Annotated in this window: 17 protein-coding genes and 1 pseudogene; 13 read left to right on the top strand and 5 right to left on the bottom strand. The window is 28.9% G+C overall.

Going from position 1 to position 20,891, the window contains the following annotated elements:
• Positions 1-36: 36 nt before the first annotated feature.
• Positions 37-2,205: a PepSY domain-containing protein gene (locus tag H518_RS0105075; protein ID WP_028888064.1), complete on the top strand. Its 2,169-nt coding sequence runs from the start codon at positions 37-39 to the stop codon at positions 2,203-2,205.
• Between the two features lie 425 nt (positions 2,206-2,630).
• Here the strand turns inward: H518_RS0105075 and H518_RS0105070 are convergent, their stop codons facing one another.
• Together H518_RS0105070 and recF are read right to left on the bottom strand one after the other, a co-directional pair.
• On the bottom strand, positions 2,631-2,927 hold the full coding sequence (locus H518_RS0105070; RefSeq protein WP_028888063.1) for a DUF721 domain-containing protein: 297 nt from the start codon (positions 2,925-2,927) through the stop codon (positions 2,631-2,633).
• Positions 2,928-3,007: 80 nt separating this feature from the next.
• Positions 3,008-4,087: a DNA replication/repair protein RecF gene (gene recF / locus H518_RS0105065; protein WP_028888062.1), complete on the bottom strand. Its 1,080-nt coding sequence runs from the start codon at positions 4,085-4,087 to the stop codon at positions 3,008-3,010.
• Positions 4,088-4,201: 114 nt separating this feature from the next.
• Here recF and H518_RS0105060 point away from each other — a divergent pair, with 114 nt between their 5' ends.
• The 7 genes from H518_RS0105060 (at position 4,202) to H518_RS0105030 (ending at position 10,542) form a co-directional block, all read left to right on the top strand.
• A complete protein-coding gene (locus H518_RS0105060; protein WP_028888061.1) occupies positions 4,202-4,987 on the top strand; it encodes a tetratricopeptide repeat protein in 786 nt (261 codons plus the stop codon).
• 96 nt (positions 4,988-5,083) lie between these two features.
• Complete coding sequence (gene ribH / locus H518_RS0105055; protein WP_028888060.1) at positions 5,084-5,590, top strand: 6,7-dimethyl-8-ribityllumazine synthase; 507 nt, start codon at positions 5,084-5,086, stop codon at positions 5,588-5,590.
• A gap of 177 nt (positions 5,591-5,767) precedes the next feature.
• The gene (locus tag H518_RS0105050; RefSeq protein ID WP_028888059.1) at positions 5,768-6,052 is read left to right on the top strand and encodes a hypothetical protein; all 285 of its coding nucleotides are present in this window, start codon (positions 5,768-5,770) and stop codon (positions 6,050-6,052) included.
• Entirely contained in the window at positions 6,052-7,896 is a 1,845-nt protein-coding gene (gene mutL, locus H518_RS0105045) for a DNA mismatch repair endonuclease MutL (protein WP_028888058.1), read from the top strand. Before H518_RS0105050 ends, mutL begins: the two co-directional genes overlap by 1 nt.
• A 9-nt stretch (positions 7,897-7,905) precedes the next feature.
• On the top strand, positions 7,906-8,631 hold the full coding sequence (locus H518_RS0105040) for a rhomboid family intramembrane serine protease (RefSeq protein WP_028888057.1): 726 nt from the start codon (positions 7,906-7,908) through the stop codon (positions 8,629-8,631).
• A 20-nt stretch (positions 8,632-8,651) separates the two neighbouring features.
• Positions 8,652-9,524, top strand: coding sequence for a rhomboid family intramembrane serine protease (locus tag H518_RS0105035; protein ID WP_028888056.1), 873 nt, complete (start codon positions 8,652-8,654; stop codon positions 9,522-9,524).
• A gap of 4 nt (positions 9,525-9,528) precedes the next feature.
• Positions 9,529-10,542, top strand: a complete 1,014-nt coding sequence (locus H518_RS0105030; RefSeq protein WP_028888055.1) for an endonuclease/exonuclease/phosphatase family protein — start codon at positions 9,529-9,531, stop codon at positions 10,540-10,542.
• 79 nt (positions 10,543-10,621) lie between these two features.
• Here H518_RS0105030 and H518_RS0105025 read toward each other — a convergent pair whose 3' ends face one another.
• Both H518_RS0105025 and H518_RS0105015 read right to left on the bottom strand, forming a co-directional pair.
• A complete protein-coding gene (locus tag H518_RS0105025; protein ID WP_028888054.1) occupies positions 10,622-11,827 on the bottom strand; it encodes an MFS transporter in 1,206 nt (401 codons plus the stop codon).
• Positions 11,828-11,929: 102 nt separating this feature from the next.
• Positions 11,930-14,377, bottom strand: a complete 2,448-nt coding sequence (locus H518_RS0105015) for a GNAT family N-acetyltransferase (protein WP_028888053.1) — start codon at positions 14,375-14,377, stop codon at positions 11,930-11,932.
• 540 nt (positions 14,378-14,917) lie between these two features.
• On the opposite strand from H518_RS0105015, the gene H518_RS0105010 reads away from it, so the two are divergent.
• The 4 genes from H518_RS0105010 (at position 14,918) to H518_RS0104995 (ending at position 18,898) form a co-directional block, all read left to right on the top strand.
• Positions 14,918-16,057, top strand: coding sequence for a geranylgeranyl reductase family protein (locus H518_RS0105010; protein WP_028888052.1), 1,140 nt, complete (start codon positions 14,918-14,920; stop codon positions 16,055-16,057).
• Positions 16,058-16,152: 95 nt separating this feature from the next.
• Positions 16,153-16,719 (top strand): nucleotidyltransferase family protein, encoded by a 567-nt coding sequence (locus H518_RS0105005; RefSeq protein WP_028888051.1) that lies wholly within the window; start codon positions 16,153-16,155, stop codon positions 16,717-16,719.
• Positions 16,720-16,737: 18 nt separating this feature from the next.
• Complete coding sequence (locus H518_RS0105000; RefSeq protein ID WP_028888050.1) at positions 16,738-17,616, top strand: M90 family metallopeptidase; 879 nt, start codon at positions 16,738-16,740, stop codon at positions 17,614-17,616.
• A gap of 61 nt (positions 17,617-17,677) precedes the next feature.
• The gene (locus H518_RS0104995) at positions 17,678-18,898 is read left to right on the top strand and encodes a glycosyl hydrolase family 18 protein (protein ID WP_028888049.1); all 1,221 of its coding nucleotides are present in this window, start codon (positions 17,678-17,680) and stop codon (positions 18,896-18,898) included.
• Positions 18,899-18,977: 79 nt separating this feature from the next.
• On the opposite strand, the gene abc-f is transcribed toward H518_RS0104995, so the two are convergent.
• The gene (gene abc-f, locus H518_RS0104990; RefSeq protein ID WP_028888048.1) at positions 18,978-20,609 is read right to left on the bottom strand and encodes a ribosomal protection-like ABC-F family protein; all 1,632 of its coding nucleotides are present in this window, start codon (positions 20,607-20,609) and stop codon (positions 18,978-18,980) included.
• Between the two features lie 91 nt (positions 20,610-20,700).
• On the opposite strand from abc-f, the pseudogene H518_RS21600 reads away from it, so the two are divergent.
• Positions 20,701-20,802 (top strand): annotated as a pseudogene (locus H518_RS21600) (IS110 family transposase); the annotation flags it as partial.
• Positions 20,803-20,891 lie beyond the last annotated feature (89 nt).

Here is a 20,891-nt window from a genome sequence, read left to right as displayed (position 1 = left end):
ATTTAGCTTGATCTAACATACATTAAAGTATTAAAAATGACCATTTCAATTTGGAGATATAGCCATTTAACATTGGCTATATCTTCTTTCTTATTTATAGTTATTGCTGCTATTACAGGTATAATTTTAGCTTTTGAACCAATATCTAATCAGCTAAAACCATATGCAATACAAACCGATGAAATTACACTTTCACAAACTATCTCTTCATTAAAAAAAGAGTACGAAGAAGTTATTACCTTAAACGTTAACCAACATAATTTTGTTACTGCTTCTGTAATTACCAAAGAAGGAAAAAGCGAAACATTTTACATAAACCCCACTACAGGTAAAAAAATTAGTCGCATTATTTCTAAATCACCTCTTTTTAAATGGACTACAAACTTACATCGTTCTTTATTTTTAAAATCTACTGGTCGTTTTTTAGTTGGACTCTTCTCTTTCTTATTATTCTTAATTACAATAACAGGAAGTATTTTAATTATAAAAAGGCAAGGTGGAATTATTCAATTTTTCACCAAAGTTGTTAATGAAAACTTTAAACAGTATTACCATGTAATTATAGGGCGTTATACATTAATACCTATCATTATAATTACGCTAACAGGAGTATACCTATCTTTAGAAAAATTCTCCCTTTTACCAGAAACCAAAATCAAACATACTTTTGAGTTTTCTTCTATTTCTTCTGATAAAAAAACTCCCATTGAAGAATTTTCAATCTTTAAAAACATCAAATTAAATGAAGTTAAAAGTATTGAATTTCCTTTTTCTAATGATATTGAAGATTATTTTTTCTTAAAATTAAAAACCAAAGAACTTATTATTCATCAATACTCTGGTCAAATAATTAGCGACAAAAATTTATCATGGGTTCATATTTTGTCAGACTGGAGTTTATTCTTACATACAGGTAGTGGTACTATTATTTGGTCTACAATTCTAATTCTTTCTTGTATTGCTATTTTATTTTTTATTTACTCTGGTTTTTCAATGACCTTAGAAAGAAAGCGTAAAAATTTACTTCCTAAAAATAAATTTAAAAAAGACGCTGCTAAAATCATTATTCTTGTAGGTTCAGAAACAGGTAATACTTTTAGCATTGCTTCATCTTTATTTAATTCTTTGCTATCTAACAAGCAACCTGTTTACATAACACACCTTAATAAATACAGCACCTATAAAAAAGCAACTCAATTAATCGTCTTAACATCAACTTATGGTGATGGAGAACCTCCTACAAATGCAGCTAACTTTTTAACTCTTTTAAAAAACACCAAGCAACAAAATAAAATAAACTTTGCTGTAATAGGTTTTGGCTCTTTAGCATATTCACACTATTGTAAATTTGCTATTGATGTTGATAATGCTCTAAACAATAAAGATAATTTTAGAAGTACACTACCTATTCATAAAATAAATAATCAAAATTTTACTGACTTTAAAAACTGGGGCTTACAATGGAGCAATAAAACAAACATTGAATTACAATTAAAACAGCAACAATTTAAACCAAAAAAACAACAACCTTTTTTGGTAGTAAGTAAAACTGACATAAATATAGATAGTTCTTTTTTAATTCGATTAAGACCTGCTAAAAAGCTAAAATTTACTTCAGGTGATTTATTAGCAATCACTCCAAAAGAAGACAATATTGAGAGACTGTATTCTATAGGTAAAATTGATAATGATATCTTATTAAGTATTAAAAAGCATGAATTAGGTATCTGCTCTAATTTACTTTTAAACCTTAACATAGATGAAACGTTATTTGCGAGAATTCAAGAAAATAAAGAATTTCATTTTCAAAAAAAATCAAAAAATAATATTTTAATCGCTAACGGAACAGGAATTGCTCCGTACTTAGGAATGTTAAACGCTCCATCAACAACTCATTTGTTTTGGGGAGGAAGAACTGAACAGTCTTTAAAAATATATACTCCTTATTTAAATACTTTAAGCACTAATAATATTCATATTGCTTATTCCAAAGAAAAAAATAATCAATATGTACAAGATATTATTTTAAAAGAAAAAAAATTAATTGCCTCAATATTAAAGAATGGTGGTACAATTATGATTTGTGGTTCTATTAGTATGATGAACGGTGTTTTAGCAGTATTAGAAGAAATTACCTTAACTCAGTTAAACACCCCGTTAAACACATTTCAAAAAACAAAAAAAATTAAAACAGATTGTTATTAAACAAACGGCCTAAATTTATAAATAAGTATATAAGAGATTGAGAGGTAATTGAACCTTTTTAACATCTTCTATCATTAAAAAAAGAAAATAAATTAGGATTAAAACATCCAAAATATTAAATTCTCAAGATTTTATTGTGTTTTTAAAGATAGACTAAATCAACTTTACCTAAATTATACATCTATACCTAAACACGTTATCTTTTCATTTATTATCAACATCAACTTACTAAAACTTAAATCTATTTTGATATAAGTTTTTTCTATCAAAATAAATATTAACATCTCTATTAAATTTATAATTTTGCCGCCATAATTATTTCGGGGGATTTAATTAAAAAAAAGAAAGAAGCTGTAATGGTTTCTTTCTTTTTTATTTTAACAGAAAAATAAATGAACGTAAATGTTTCAACTAGATTAAAAAAATTATACTAGCATTAGTTTTTTTACTAATTCCTCTCCCATTTCTTCATTAATCATTCTTATAATTTTTTCTTTACCGTAACTTAATTGTTCTCTTAATGCCGAAGAAGACAAACGAACAATCAAAGTTTTATTCTGTAATTTAACTTCCTGAGTATATGAAACTACACCAGGCCCCATCATTTTACCCCAAGCTTCATCTATATGAATTTTCTGAAAGCCTTTATTTAAGCTTCCTTCTTTTATATAAGTTCCTAATAAATCTTTTATAGAAAAACTATCATTTTCTCTTTTTGCCATAACTAACTGTGCTAATAGTATTTTATTGCGAACAAAACCACGCAATTAAAATTACGCTGCCATTCTTTATCGTAATAACATTACATTTTAAAAATCTGATATTCTTGGTTACTCTTTTTTATAACGCTCTCTGTACGGTCAAAATGTGTATCTGTAATAAATATTTGCCCAAAAGCATCATTATTTACTAAATCTACAATTTGTTTTACTCTGTTCTCGTCTAATTTATCAAAAATATCATCCAATAATAAAATAGGAGTTACTTTTGATTGTTTTTTAATAAACTCAAATTGCGCCAATTTTAAGGCTATTAAATACGATTTTTGTTGTCCTTGAGAGCCAAATTTTTTAATCGGATACTCACCTATCTCAAAATTTAAATCATCTTTATGAATTCCTGACGATGTATATTGCAACATTCTATCTTTTTCTAAACTTTTTGCAAATAACTCTTCTAATGAAGCTTCGTGTAACTGACTTTTATAGCCTAAATTAACTACTTCTTTAGCACCTGATATAATTTCATGCTTTTCATTAAAAATAGGCACGAATTCCTCTAAAAAAGCTTTTCTCTTGCTATAAATAATGTTTCCATATTCAACTAATTGCTCATCATATACTTTTAAGTTTAACGCATCAAAAGTTCTATTAGCTGCAAAATATTTTAACAATGCATTACGTTGACTTATGATTTTATTGTACGAAATTAACCCTTGCAAATAGTTTTTATCTTGCTGAGAAATAACACCATCAATAAATTTTCTACGAGTATCACTACCTTCTACAATTAAATCTCTATCGGCAGGAGAAATAATAACCAATGGTAACTGCCCAATATGTTCAGAAAACTTTTCATAAGCCTTTCCGTTTCTCTTTAGCATTTTTTTCTGCCCTCTTTTTAAAGAACACAAAATTTTCTCATTTCTATCACCTAAAAGGTAATCTCCTTCAATCATAAAAAAATCTTCACCATGACGAATATTCTGTCCTGCAACCGAATTAAAATAACTTTTAGCAAAAGATAAATAATAAATTGCATCCAACACATTGGTTTTACCAATTCCGTTACTCCCAACAAAACAATTTATTTTCTTCTGAAAATCAAAAGTTTGAGTCTCAATATTCTTAAAATTTACTAATGATATCTTTTGTAAATACATGAATTTGGATTGTTTCAAAAAAGAAAGCGCAAATTATTGTTTTTTTTACGAATAATCGATTTTTAAAATCCAATTTAAAAAGCTATTTTTGTCGCCACTAATTTTCAAGCAATTATGGCTACATATAAAAAAAGAGGATACAAACCTAAGAAAGAAAAAGTTGCACAAGAAGTAGAAGAAAACTTTGATGAATCTCAAAGTACTACTGCCGAAGTATTTAATACTTTAGATGAAACTGCAAACAAATCTGAGCAGTGGATTGAAAAAAACAGCAAACCTTTATTTTTTGGACTAATAGCTGTAGCGGTTATAATTCTTGGATATTTAGGGTATACTAAATTTATATCAGAACCGAATCAACAAGAAGCTTCTAACGAATTAGCGTTCCCAAGAACTTTCTTTGACAAGGCAGAAAAATCAGCTGGTGTTGCTGCAGATTCTTTATATAACATTGGTTTAACTGGTGGTAGTACTGGAAAATACGGTTTTACAGACATTGCTGATGAATTTAGCGGTACTAAAGCTGGAAACATAGCAAATTATTATGCTGGTATTTCTTACTTAAAAATGAAAAAATACGAAGAAGCAATTGAGTATTTAAGTAATTTTAATTCTGATGATGAATTATTAGGTGCAACTGCATTAGGTGCAATTGGTGATGCTTTCGCTGATATTAACCAAACTAAAGACGCGTTAGATTACTATCAAAAAGCAGCTAATAAAAAACAAAATGATTTTACATCTCCTTTATTTTTATTTAAAGCAGGGCAAACTGCAATGTCTTTAAAAGAATATAGTACTGCTGAAAAATTATTTACAACAATTAAGCAAAAATACGCTAATACTGATCAAGGTAGAGATATTGAAAAATATATCAATAGCGCTAAATATGCTCAATAATTAAAATATTTCGTCATTTCAAAATAAAAAATAACGAGGTGAAATAATACTTTTTAGAGTACCTCATTTTTATTAGAGATGACATAAAAATGATATATGGCAACAACAAATTTATCTTATTACGATAAAGCTTCAATCCCAAATTCGAAATCTTTTCGATTTGGGATTGTTGTTTCAGAATGGAATCCTGAAATCACAAAAAACTTACAAAAAGGTGCTATTGAAACACTTTTAGATTGTGGAGCAGAAAAAAACAATATTGTTTCTTGGGATGTACCAGGTAGCTTTGAATTAGTTTACGGTTGTAAAAAAATGATTGAATCACAAAAAGTGGATGCAATTATAGCTATTGGAAACGTAATTCAAGGAGAAACAAAACATTTCGACTTTGTTTGCGATGGTGTTACTCAAGGAATTGTAGATTTGAATATTAAATACGATGTTCCTGTAATTTTTTGTGTATTAACAGACAATACTAAACAACAATCAATAGATCGTTCTGGAGGTAAACTAGGGAATAAAGGTATTGAGTGTGCCGTGGCTGCAATTAAAATGGCTGCTATGAAAAATCTTGACACTCCATCTAATCCTTTAGGTTTTTAGGCTAAAAACAACATAATATACTTATAAAAAAGAATCAAAACACTTTCTGTTTTGATTCTTTTTTTAACTTTAATTTACTGATAATTTTTGACCGCTAATCTATAATTCAGTAACTTTGAATTTCGTCTTAATTTGGTGTGATTTTTGTTGCACTATACCTTTAAACAAGCAACTTTTATGGGATTTATTAAAAGAGAAAATAAAAAATTTGACTACAAACCTACTTATTACAAAGGTGAAGGGAATCCATATCAAGTAAAACATAAATTTGATAAATTCAGAACAACTGTAGGAAAAAACAAAGGACTAAAAGGTAAATTTAATGCTGCTATAGATGAATTTAAGAATTCTGAAAATGGCGGATTTAATAGTACTATTTTAATCATAATTGGTATTTTGATATTTCTTTTTTTATTATTTATCGATTTTGACCTTTCTATCTTTTTATCAAAAAACAACTAATGTCAGATATTATACAATTGCTTCCAGATCATGTAGCAAATCAAATTGCTGCAGGTGAGGTAGTACAACGTCCTGCTTCTGTTGTAAAAGAATTGATAGAAAACTCTATTGATGCAGGTGCTAGCTCCATTAAACTCTTAATAAAAGACGCTGGAAAAACTTTAATTCAGGTTATTGACGATGGTAAAGGTATGAGTGATACCGATGCTCGCTTAAGCTTTGAGCGTCATGCTACCTCAAAAATTAAAGATGCTCAAGATTTATTTAATTTAAACACCAAAGGGTTTCGTGGTGAAGCATTAGCCTCAATTGCTGCTATTGCTCATGTTGAATTAAAAACAAAACAAGAAAACGAAGAACTTGGTTCTCAAATAAAAATAGAAGGTAGTAAAATAGTTTCTCAAGAAACTATATCTGCTGCTAAAGGAACTAGTATTGCTGTTAAAAACTTATTTTACAACATACCTGCTCGTAGAAATTTTTTAAAATCAGACACGATTGAAACTCGTCATATTGTTGATGAATTTCAAAGAGTCGCTTTAGCACATCCTGATATTTCTTTTTTATTACACCACAATAACAACGAAGTTTATCACCTAAAAAAAAGTAACCTACGTAAAAGAATTGTAGCTATTTTTGGTGCTAAAATGAATGAAAAATTAGTTCCTATTTCAGAACAAACGGATATTATATCTATTAATGGTTTTACTGCTAAGCCAGAGTTTGCAAAGAAAAAACGTGGTGAGCAATACTTTTTTGTAAACAATCGTTTTATAAAAAGTTCTTACTTAAACCATGCTGTTATTAATGCTTTTGAAGGGTTATTAGAATACGGATCGCATCCTTCTTACTTTTTATATTTACAAGTACCTCCAGAAAGTATTGATATAAATATACATCCAACAAAAACGGAGATTAAATTTGATAACGAAAAAGCATTGTATGCTATTTTACGTGCAACTGTTAAACATAGCTTAGGGCAATACAATGTAGCGCCAGCTTTAGATTTTGATAGAGACGCGACCTTAGATACGCCTTATGACTACAGTAAGAGTAGTTCGTCAGCAATACCTCCTATAACTGTAGATCCTACATTTAATCCGTTTAAAACTGAAACTAGTTACGAACCAGAAACAAATGTTTCTAACAATTCGGGTTCTGTAAGTTTTCAATCAAATTTTAAAAAAGACACAGGAAACTGGGAAGCTTTATATACCAATACCGAACCTTTAGAAACAACAAAGCAAGAACAACTTTTTGAATCTCACCAAGAAACAGAAACAGGTAAAACTTTTCAAATTCAAAAAAAATACTTGTTAAGTTCTATTAAATCAGGTGTTGTTTTAATTAACCAATCACTCGCACATCAACGTATTTTATACGAAGAGTTTTTAGAAAACATTACAGTTAAAGAAGCAAGTAGTCAACAATTGCTGTTTCCTGTAAGTATTCCTTTTTCTAAAGCTGATATAGAAATGATATATACCATAAAATCAGACTTAGAGAGTGCTGGGTTTATGTTTGATGAATTTACAAAAGAAAGTGTTACTATTGGCGGTATACCTACTTCTATAACAGAAAGCCAAATTACTTTAATTCTAGAGCAATTATTAGACGATATTAAATTAGAAGTACCTGATACTAGTTTTAGTCATTTTGATGTAATGGCAAAGTCTTTCGCAAAATCTTTAGCTATAAAAACAGGAACAGTATTAGCTGTTAAAGAACAAGAAAATTTGGTAGATGACCTATTTTCGTGTAAAGAACCAAACACATCTCCATTTGGTAAACCAACATTTAAAACATTGACTTTAAACGAAATTGATACCATTTTTAATAAATAAGATAAAAATATGGGAAAATTAACTGACGCTATAAAGCATTTAATAATCATTAACGTGATTATGTATTTTGCTCCACAGTTTTTAAACTTAGATTTAACAAATATTTTTGCCTTGCACTTTCCGCAAAACGAACATTTTGGTGTTTGGCAATATGTTACGCATGCTTTTATGCATGGTGGTACAATGCACTTACTTTTTAACATGTATGCATTATGGGCTTTTGGTACACCTTTAGAACAAATGTGGGGTAGAAATAAATTTTTATTTTTTTACTTCTCTGCAGGTATAGGTGCAGGTTTAATTTACACACTTGTAAATTACTATCAGTTTAACGGAATCTATGAGCAGTTAGTTACATTAGGAATCTCACCTTCTGAAATACAAAACGTTTTAAATACAGGTCAATATAATGATGACATTATAACACTTTCTAATAAAACAATGAGTGAGTTTTATAGCTTATATCACACCCCCGCTGTTGGAGCATCTGGGGCTGTTTATGGTATTTTAGTTGCCTTTGGATTAACTTTTCCAAATGCTAAACTGGCCTTAATATTTTTTCCGGTACCAATTGCCGCGAAGTACTTTATTCCATTAATGATTGCTAGTGATTTATTCTTTGGTGTTACAAAATACTCTATTGGAAATGTAGCTCATTTTGCACATGTTGGAGGAGCTCTAATTGGTTTTATAATTGCTTGGTATTGGAGAAAAAAACAACTTAAATCTTACTAATTTATTAAAGTAAAAAACTGATGAACATATTAGATAACTTAAAATATAGATTTAAAAATGCTGGTATCATAGAGAAACTTATCTATGTTAACCTAGCTGTTTTTCTATTAGTTTTCATAACCAACACTTTCGGTTTTTTATTTCAATCTAGCAATAACTTGCTTATTGAATGGTTTGCTTTACCTGCAAATTTCAATGAATTCTTATCAAAACCATGGACGATTATAACTTATGGTTTTTTACACACCGGCTTTCTTCATATACTCTTAAATTTAATTGCCTTATTCTATATAGGTCATTTATTTAAACAATATTTCACTTCAAAACAATTACTTAATTTTTATATTTTAGGAACACTTTTCGGAGGAGCTATTTTTATTGCTAGTTATAGTTTTTTTCCTGCACTACAACGAGTAGCAGACAATAGTGTATTACTAGGAGCATCTGCTGGTATTTCAGCTATTTTTATAGGTATAGCTACTTATATTCCTACTTATGAATTAAAATTTCCTTTAGTTGGCTTCGTTAAATTATGGATACTTGCATGTATTTGGATAGCTATTGACATTATTCAAATTCCTGCTGGAAATGCAGGTGGACATTTAGCACATATAGGTGGTGCTTTATTTGGTTTTTTATATGTTGCTAGTGCAAGCAATAAAGAGTTAGAAATTTTTAAACCTTTTAAAAAATTCTTTGAGAAGAAAGAAAAACCTTTAAAAACAGTTTACAAATCTGGTAAAAAACCAGTTAAGAAAACAACACCTAAAGGAACTTTTAATAAATCGAAAAACCAACAAGAAATAGATAATATTCTAGATAAAATTGGTAAATCGGGTTATGATACATTAACTAAAAATGAAAAAGATTTTTTATTTAAACAAGGAAAATAATTAAATGAAAAGATATTCAATTTTACATAAACTTCTTTTCTTTATCAATTCAGTTCTTGCAACTGTTTTGTTATTTTCTTATGTTTTACCATATGTGTCACCTAAAGTAATACCTGCAGTAGCAGTTTTTAGCTTATTTGTACCTTTATTAATAGTATTGAATTTTGCTTTTTTTATATACTGGGCATTTAACCTTCATAAAAATGCGTTACTTTCTTTTTTCATTTTAACTCTTGGTGTTTTTATTTCTTCACCACTTATTAAATTTTCAAAAAAAGAACTTATTTTAAATAACGATGTAAAAGTAATGAGCTATAATGTTCGTTTATTTAATCATTACAAACATTTAGAAGATGAAACTACCGAGCAAAAAATATACGAATTCATTAATAATGAAGATCCTGATATTCTTACAATGCAAGAGTTTTATCAATCTAAATCATTAGACATAAAACTTCCATATAAATTCAAAAAATACAAATCAAAAGCTAATAAATTTGGTCTTGCAATTTACTCAAAATACAAAATTATAAACTCAGGTTCTTTAGATTTTAAAAACAGTGCCAATAATGCTATTTTTGTAGACATTATTAAAAAAAAGGACACTATTAGAGTATATAATGTTCATCTAGAATCATTAAAAGTAAACCCTAATAAAGAGAATTTTGGTGAAAAAGATTCTGAACGCTTATTTAAACGTTTAGCAAAAGGTTTTGTAAAACAGGTAGACCAAACAGAACTTATTTTACACCATGAAAAAGGTTGGAAAGGTAAAAAAATTATTTGTGGAGACTTTAATAACACTTCCTTTTCTTGGGTATATAACCAGCTTATAAAAGATAAAAAAGATGCTTTTATAGATGCCGGTATTGGTTTAGGTAAATCTTTTAGATATGTGTACCCAATGCGAATAGATTTTATTTTAACTGACAATGAAGCTACAATAAATCATTATAAAACTTTTCATATGGTTAAATTATCAGACCACTACCCTATTATGACTCGTTTGCATTGGTAATTTTTTACACTTTAAAACTAAAAAAAATGGATAAGAGAAAACTCATCCATCTTTTTAATTTTATTATTAATATCCTTTTTTAAAAAGTACTTTTTTTAAGTTCGTTATTCTTATTTTTCACAAAAACAAAAGCTACAACAAGTAAAACAATCATGAAAACCCAGGTTTTTGCATACCCTAAATAGTCAACTAACTGTAATCCTACATTTAATCCAACAAGTTTACCTATTGCCACAGAAATAGTAAAATACCCCATATCTCTTCCTTTAGTTTCAGAAGAACTTTCATTAAGTACTAATGTGTTTAGAAAAGGAAAACCAATAGACTGTGCTAATGAAAATAATATAATAGATACTATTATAAATACAATATGGCTCGGCATTGCTAATAGTAAAAAACTGGCACTAAACATCACTAAGCTAAACTTTAAGATTTGTTGCTTTGCAATACCTTTTCTCTCTAGATAATGAACTAATGGCATTTCAAAAACAAAAATTAAAAAACCATTTATTCCTATGATAATCCCTATAACAACTTCAGAAAACGAATATATCTGTTTATAAAACAATGGTAGAGTAGCTAACAGTTGTATGTAAACAAAAGTCATGATAAATGTAACAATCATATAACTAAAGAATACTTTTGAAACTTTTAAAGTTTTTTTAGATTTAACTTTCTTTAAACTAGCTGTTATTTCATTTTTTTTCAAAAATAAAACGACAAAAACCCCTGATAGTATGCAAGTAATTCCATCAATAAAAAAAAGGCTCTTATATGTTGTGTATACGATTAAAAAACCACCTAAAAAGGGCCCTAATGATAAACCTAAATGAATAGAAAGTCTTAATAACGATACTGATCTAGTTCTATTTTCATCACTACTATAATTAAAAATTGCCACAAAAGCTGCTGGTTTTGAAAACTCAGCTAGCATTGCAATGATAAAAACACCTGTACAAAGCATATAAAATTCCGTTAGATAACCTAACGGAATTAAAAATAAACCTGGTGTTATAAAACCTATTAGTAGTATTGGGTAAAATCCTTTTTTATCTGATAAAACTCCTCCAATATAAGAGCCAAACACGCCTCCTAATCCAAAAGAAGATAATACCCAAGCCACATCTGTTAACGAATACTTATAATGCGATGTTAAATACAAAGACATAAAAGGAATAACCATAGTACCTGCTCTGTTAATAAACATTGCTATCGATAAATACCAAACTTCTTTAGAAAGTCCCTGAAATGAAGAAGCATAAGTAGTTAGTAATTTCTTAAACATTTATACTTTTTAAAATAAGAGATTCACCCAAAGCTACCAAACCGATATTAAAAGGCGCTAACCGAACATTTAAATAATCTATTATCTTGGTAATGCCCATAATTATTTATTTAGCGCTAATTCTTTTTTTGCTATAGAGGGAAATTGTTCCGAAAAATTTGATTTTGTATTATAAAAAAGATTCGATGTTTTATGAGGTTGCTCAATTACCTTATCTAAATAAAACCCTGCTCTTTCTAAAACAATAGCCATTGCTTTAGCAGCTACATCAGGTTCTAGAATACACTTTTCTACCTGTGGAAAACTAAATAAATAGTCTGCCACCGCTTTTAAACAAACAACTGTTTCTCTCTTTTCTTTTTCTTCTGTTGCTATTAAAAAATGAAAACCATAATCGGTAGGCTTAGCATCATAACATCCACCTACAACATCGCGCATTGCCCAGTAAGGCTCAAAAGTAAAACAAGTATCTCCGTTAACTTCACCTATATATGCATGTGAAAAATCCATATCTAATAGAGAAATATAAAATGCTTCTAACTTTTTTATCGATCCATCCATTTTCCAAAAAGCTAAAGCTCGCTCTCTATTAAACCAATCATGAACCATATTTAGATCTTTATTTATATTAAAAGGGCGAATCTTTATAGCCACACCTTCTTTTTCAAAATAGTTTTCATAACAATAATCCATAGATGAAGGGTGCAATAATTCATTTTCGTAATATGCATATAATAAAGGATTTTTATAAGCAACATGTATTACTCCATCTACAGGATTCATTGCCTCATCTTCTCCACTTAATCGGGTTAATAAATTACTTTTCACCTTCCATGTTCTTCTTTTTAAAATGAAATCAATAATTCCTGAATCATCCTTATTTTCCCATTTTTTAAGTCGCTTAGTAACCATTTTTAATAAAGTATGCTCCTCTTCTAACCCGTTACTTCCAAAAGTATTAATTAGCCCTATAATGTTACTAATCATTATATAATTTACATAAATAGGTGTAAGTACATCATCCGACAGGAAAGAATGAGATTCTAAGGCAATATGTGGAATGTAAGCAGCTGCTAATTTCAATTTATTTTCTCGAAAAATAATCCCTTGACTATCTCTAAAATACACACTACTAGGATATCCTTTTTCATCAAGTTCAATCATAGTATTTTGACCATGCGCTTCGAAAAACATACCAAAATTTATATAACCATCTAAAATTCCTTCTAAATAAAACTCTAAATACAAATCAAACCATCTTCTAGATACTTCACTTACTGAAATACCATCTTGTTTTGCTATATCTGTTATATTTTTATGCAATCGATTGCTATGCCCTAAAACTCCATCTTGACATATTTCACCCAGCATTGTTACTTTTTTATCATTAAAAATGGCTTTTGTATTATCTCTAAAACTGGTATTAAATCCTTTTATAACAACACCCTCATGATCTTGTAATGTAATATATGCAGGGTCTTCAATAATTTTAAAATTAGGGTTTGATGCTTTAAACTTTGCTCCGAATTCTGTTCTAAACAACGCACTTACCTCGCAACCTCTTAATAACTCATGATATAAATTACAACGTTCAGAATTTGTTATTTTAACATGTAATGATAATTTAACCATAAATCGACTGTCTTTATTATATAAAGTTCTAACAGAAGAAGTTGGTGTATATAAAGGTCCTAAAGCACCTAATTCAATTAATTTGTTTTCTGAAATTAGTTTTTGAACTGATGTATTATTTTTCTTCAAGTAAGAAAGTTCCCACGGATGTATTGGTATCAATTTCCAATCTTTATGAGAATCAAACAATACTTCTATTTCAGGAGTTATATACCCTCCTTCTTGTAGATCCTCTTTAATTTCTGTTGTAATAGCCTTTTTCCTAGCGCTATTTTCTAAAACAAATTTTGGATTTGCTAATAAATAAACAATTTGAAAACTTGCTTTAGTTTCTGGTGAATACTTAAACAATTCTTCATCTGTCATTCTAGACCTACTTTTTGGTACTGGGTGCATAGAATGCCCTGTTAATAATGATTGTTCAGCATCAATAAATGAAATTTCTTTATTAAAAATAGTTGAAATGTCATTCGTTTCTTCATTTCTAAACTTTAAAAATGCTGCTGTGTTTGCTTTACTATTTTCTAAACTTTTTACAAATTGAACAGCAGCATTTGATTTAGAAGAAACAGTAGAATTGTGTTCTTCTATTAATAACTCAGAAAGAGCTAAAAATTCTAACTCTTTAATAGCACCACTATTTCTATCTTTAACAATACAAGGAAACTCATACTGATGTCTTCCTGTTAAAGAGTAGTAACTTAAAGCACAAAATACATCTTGCTCTAAGAAATTTAATGCAATTTTTAACCACTTTGTATGTGCTCTTTCTTCAAAATAAGAAGCTAATACTAAATCATGTTTTGGTTTTCTAAAAAACTTTTCTCCACCTTGCTTAACATCTCTTATATAACAGTTTAAAAAAGCTGTTTGAGTCATCTTAGAAGCTAATTGCGTGTAATTAGTTTGTTTTTCCATAATTTCTTCTTTTATAAATAATCATTTCAATAATATTTTTTATTGTTAACGGGGGTTTAACATGTTAAATTTCAGATATTTTGCAATTGCTATCTCATTTCTTATTACTAAAACAGTATTTGTTTAATCTGCATATTAATTAAGTCATGGATTTTATCTTCTTGAAACTTATTTACACATACAATTCCTTTTTATATATTTTTCATCTATAAACTACCAGAAGAAAGATCAAATAACTGTTAATAATTATTTTCACTTTCTTTTTTATTATTTTTATTAAGTCTAAATAACAATACATCAAATATATATAATAAATACTTACAAATAATATAATTTTAAGGCTAATTAAATTAGCCTTAAAAAAAAGAAACTTTACTTCTGTAAATCAAACAATTAACACTCCTAAAAACGATTAACAAAAATTTTCAAAAAAAGATATCTTCCTATTTATAAAGCAATTAAAATCTGAATATTATACGGCTACCATATACTATCATATTTTGTTTGTAATCCTTATATTGCAACTCCAAACAACTAACTATGAAGCATTATGATGTGGCAATTATTGGTAGTGGACCTTCAGGGGCTTCAACTGCTTTTCATTTGGCCAAAAACGGTATATCAACTGTACTAATAGAAAAAGAAACTTTACCTCGCTATAAAACTTGTGGCGGTGGTTTTGTTTACAGAGGTCGTAAAGATTTACCTTTTGATATTTCTTCAGTTGTTGAAAGAGAGTTTCACACTATTGATATTTACTTAGGAGATAAACTACACTTTAAAACTGAAAGAGAAGACCCAACAGTTACTATGATTATGAGAGATTCTTTTGATCATTTAATTGTGAAAAAAGCAAAGGAATTTGGAGTTACCTTATTAGAGGATCACAAATTAAAAAAACTTCATTTTTCTGATGATAAAATTACCTTAGAAACTTCTCAAGGAGAACTTACTGCTAAATTTGTAATTGCAGCTGACGGTGCTTTAAGTCCTACCGCAAAAATGGCAGGATGGAAAGAAGATACTCGTAAACTAATACCTGCTTTAGAATATGAAGTAGAAGTACCTGAAGAAGATTTTAACCGTTTAAAAGACGAAGTTCGTTTTGATATTGATGCGATTCCTTATGGATATGCTTGGAATTTCCCTAAAAAAAATCACTTATCGGTTGGTGTTGCTTCTGCTCGTAGAACAAAAATAAATTTAAAAGAATATTATAACGAATATTTAAAAACAATAGGGATTACTACCATTCTTAGTGAATCACAACATGGTTTTCAAATTCCGGTAGCTCCAAGAACAGATGGTTTTGTAAAAAATAACGTCTTTTTAATTGGTGATGCAGCTGGTTTTGCAGATCCTATTACTGCAGAAGGTATTTCTAATGCAATTTACAGTGGTAAATTAGTTGCAGATGCAATTGTTGAAGCTAATTTAGATAGTGCAAAAGCAGAAGAATTGTACTTAGAAAAACTAAATGAAAAATTAGTACCAGAATTAGAAACAGGGTTATTTTTATCTAAATGGTTTTACGAACAAAAAACGCTTCGTAACATGGTCTTAAAAAAATATGGACAGCACTTTAGTGAAGCTATGGCTGATGTTTTTCATGGTAAACGCTCATATCCTAAAGACATAAAAAAATCTTTAGCAAACAAAATAAAATCACTAGTATCATAAAAAATAAAAAACAATTTAGTCTATCTAAATTGTTTTTTTACTTTAAACGTAACTTATCTGTCAATTAAAATACAAAACATCGTTCTTTACAGGAAATGAATCAAACATTAGAACACAAGCTTATACAAATTATTAAAAGTGATGAATGGATGCTTACTGTTTTAAAAACAGTAAGTAATTTAAACCTTAGTGATTGTTGGATTGGTGCTGGTTTTGTTAGAAATAAAATTTGGGATGAAGAACACCAAAAAACCAGAACAATACTTAATGATATAGATGTTATACATTTTAACAAAAATAACATTGTAAAAACGTACGATATAACACTTGAAAACGGCTTAAAAAAAAAGAATCCCAATATAAATTGGTCTGTAAAGAATCAAGCAAGAATGCACGTAAAAAACAAACACAAACAATATATAAATTGTAATGATGCTATTTCTTTTTGGCCCGAAACTGCAACCGCAATAGCAGTAAGATTAAATTCAGAAAATAAAATTGAGTATATTGCTCCTTATGGTTTAGATGATTTATTTAACCTTTTGGTGATACCAACACCAAATTTTAATTTATCTGTTTACAAAGCTAGAATTGAAAATAAAAATTGGATTGCTAAATGGCCTAATTTAAAAATAAACACCGATTACAAAATAATTAATTAAAAATTGCACGCTTAATAAATGATCTTATTTTCCTCTGTAATAATTATTCTTGTTATTTTTTTAATAAGTAATAGTAACAAAAAAACAGCAACTCCTAAATCGATAACACCAAGTACTTCTTTTTCTAAAGAATGGACTATTACTTTAACAAACAAAGTTGCCTTCTATAACGCCCTATCTGTTGATGAAAAAAAGTTATTTGAATATAAAGTACATGAATTTATACTAAGCTGTAATATTATTGGTGTAGATACCTCTGTTACTATTACAGACAAACTTTTAATAGCCTCGAGTGCTGTAATACCTATTTTTAATTTTCCTGAATGGAGATACCCAAATATTTCAGAAGTTATATTATATCCAACAATGTTTAACGAACAACTTGAAACCGAAGGAGACAATCGTAGGGTTTTAGGAATGGTTGGTAATGGTTATTTAGAGGGAAAAATGATTTTATCAAAACCTGCTTTACATTTAGGTTTTGACAATGAATCGGATAAAAAAAACACAGCCATTCATGAATTTGTACATTTAATCGATAAGCTCGATGGTAATATAGATGGCGTACCCAACGTATTGTTAGAAAAACAATATACTATTCCCTGGATAGATTTAATTAATAAAAAAATGGAAGAAATTTACAATGAAACTTCTGACATTAATCCTTATGGTGGTACTAATAAAGCAGAATTTTTCTCAGTAACTAGTGAATATTTTTTTGAACGTCCTAAATTATTAGCAAGAAAACACCCTGAACTATACCTTCTTTTAGAAAAAATATTTAAGCAAGATATGGATGATAAAAACTTACATTTAAAACGAGTTGATGCTTCTAGAAACGATCCCTGCCCTTGCAACAGCGGACTTAAATATAAAAAATGTTGTAGCCTTAATTAAACAGTGCTACTATTAAACGAACATAAATCTTATATATTTACAGAAACTATATTCTCATTAAATGGATCTAAACACTTTCAATCTTAAAAGAAATATAGTTTTAGTAAATAAAACAGCAATTATATTGCTATTATTTAATCTATTACTTAGCTGTGAATATCAAAAAGAGTATAAAAACATAACCAGTTCACGAAGTTCACGTTTTAAAAATACGAAGAGCTTTAGTGAAACTAAATGGGACAGTCTTAATCACATTTCTAACAAAAAGACGATACATAAAAAAGGAAAGTTGAATTCAAAATACAAAACCTTTGGTTGGCATTTATACTCAAATGGTTCTTCTTATAAAAACTATAATTTTGAAATGCTTTGGGGAATTTCATATTTCTCATATATTGTTAAACCAGAAACTGGTGGTTATAAAAGCATTCATCAATGGAAAACAACTGCGTTAATTGATAGCGCGAAAGCACACAATTGTAATGTTTTTCTTTCTGTATCTAACTTCGGAAGAAAAAATAATAGTACTTTTTTAAATAATACAAAATCTCAAGAAACTTTAATAAATAACTTAATTGATTTACTAGCTTACAGAAAAGCTAATGGAATTAATATTGATTTTGAAGGTATTGCTAGAAAAGACAGAAAACAACTTAGCTCCTTTGTTTCTCTAATTTCAAAAAGGCTAAAAAAAGCGAATCCAAACTATATGATTTCTTTGTGTTTGTATGCCAATGACTGGAATAAAGTTTTTAATATTAAAGAACTGAACCCTTTCATTGATTTTTACACTTTAATGGGCTATGATTATTATGGAAGTTTTAGCTCTTATGCGGGGCCTGTAACGCCTTTAAAAAACAGCAAAAAATTTGGTAACGGATTAGAGAGTTCAATAAACAATTACTTAAAAAAAGGTGTAAAAGCACAAAAACTAATTGTTGGATTGCCTTATTATGGGGCGGAATGGTACACCTCTAATAAAAAAACACCTTCAAAAGTAAAAAAGTTTAAATCTCACCCAGCTTATAAAACTATTAAAAGAATTTACATCGACTCTTTAAAAATACCATTACAGTTTGATTCTGAAAGTGCCTCTACTTATCTTAGCTTTAAAGATGTTAACGCATATAAAGAAATTTGGTTTGAAAATAGCAAATCTTTAGCCATAAAATACGATTGGATAAAAAAGAACAATATTGGCGGTGTTGGTATTTGGGCTTTAGGTTACGATGATGGCTACCCTGAATTATGGAATCTTTTAGCTGATAAGTTTTCAGAATAAATAACCAATTATATCTAATTGAGTGCAATCGAGATTCTTTTTGATAACCAAAAATTATCGACCGCACTCAAACGGACATTTATAAGTCGATTTCTTTTAATGCTTTAATTTTATTTCTTTCTAAGAACACATCAATCGTTTCAAAGTGTTCAATAACACGTTGCTCTTTAAATTCGAATACTTTTTCTGATAAACCTTGTAAGAAATCACGATCGTGAGACACTAAAATTAAGGTTCCGTCAAAATGTAATAAAGCTTCTTTAATTACATCTTTCGATCGTAAATCTAAGTGATTTGTAGGCTCATCTAATATTAACACATTTACTGGCTCTAATAATAATTTAACCATTGCCAAACGTGTTTTCTCTCCACCAGAAAGTACTTTTACCTTCTTTTCAATATCATCACCAGCAAACATAAAACGACCCAGAATGTTTTTAATTTGCGTACGTACATCACCTTCAGCAACTTCGTCTACCGTTTGAAAAACGGTTAATTCAGGATCTAATAATGATGCCTGGTTCTGTGCAAAATACCCAACCTTAGCATTATGCCCTAAACCACATTCACCATCAAAATCTATTTCTCCCATAATAGCTTTTATCATAGTCGATTTCCCTTCTCCGTTACGTCCTACAAACGATACTTTTTCACCACGAGCAATTGAAAAACTAGCATCTTCAAATACTGTTAAGTCTCCGTATTTTTTGGTTAAACCTTCCACTTTTACAGGATAGTCACCAGAACGTGGCGATGGTGGAAAACGTAATTTTAAAGAAGTAGTATCTACCTCATCTATTTCAATAGGTACAATTTTCTCTAACATTCGAACACGCGATGCTACTTGGTTTGTTTTTGAATATGTTCCTTTAAAACGCTCTATAAACCCTTTAATATCAGCAATTGTTTTTTGTTGCTCTTGATACGCTTTTATTTGATGCGAACGACGCTCTTTACGTAGCTCTAAATAGTGGGAATAATTCGCTTTATAATCATGTATCGTTCCCATAGTAACTTCAACAGTTCTATTGGTAATATTATCAATAAACGCTTTATCATGCGATATTACTACAACTGCTTTTGCTTTGTTTAGTAAGAAATTTTCTAACCAAATTACCGACTCAATATCTACGTGATTGGTAGGCTCATCTAATAAAATTAAATCGGGTTTTTGCAATAAAATTTTAGCCAACTCAATACGCATACGCCAACCACCACTAAATTCTGATGTTAAACGATCAAAATCTTCTTGTTTAAACCCTAAACCTTTTAGTGCTTTTTCTACCTCTGCTTCGTAATTAACTTCTTCTAAAGCATAATAGCTTTCTCCTAAATCGGTAACACGCTCAATAATTTTCATGTACTCTTCCGATTCGTAATCGGTACGCGTTTCAAGCTGTTTATTCAACGATTCCATTTCATCTTTCATCGTAAAAATAGCGTCAAACGCTTTTGATGCTTCTGCGCGTACCGTGCAATTGTCTTCCATTAACAAATGCTGTGGTAAATAAGCAATTACTGTATCTTTCGGACTTCTAACTCCGCCTTTAGTAGCTTTAGAAACACCTGCCATAATTTTCATCATGGTCGATTTTCCTGCACCGTTTTTACCCATTAAGGCTATTTTATCATTCTCGTTTATTACAAACGAAACGTCTTTAAATAAGGTTTTTCCACTAAACTCAACCGTTAATTGATCTACAGTAATCATGCGTATATATTTTGAGCTGCGAAATTAATAAAAAGTGTCAATAATTTCTTAAAAACTTTATGCTACACAACTTATTGATTTTGTTTGCCTATTAGTAAATAAAGGAAAGAGTAAAAAACTATCTTTAATAGCTGTTTCTAATAAGTTAATAAAACCTTATGATGAAAAATACATTTCGGTTTTGCCTAAATAAGTAGTGAATATACAGGGAATAAAAACTCAAAATACAAGTAGTAGTATTTTGAGTCTAGACTCATATTGCGAAAAATTAACGAAGAATTT

Origin of the sequence: Tenacibaculum ovolyticum DSM 18103, assembly GCF_000430545.1 — a bacterium.
In the GTDB taxonomy this organism is placed as follows: Bacteria; Bacteroidota; Bacteroidia; order Flavobacteriales; family Flavobacteriaceae; genus Polaribacter; species Polaribacter ovolyticus.
This window is presented reverse-complemented; position numbering and strand designations above follow the sequence as displayed.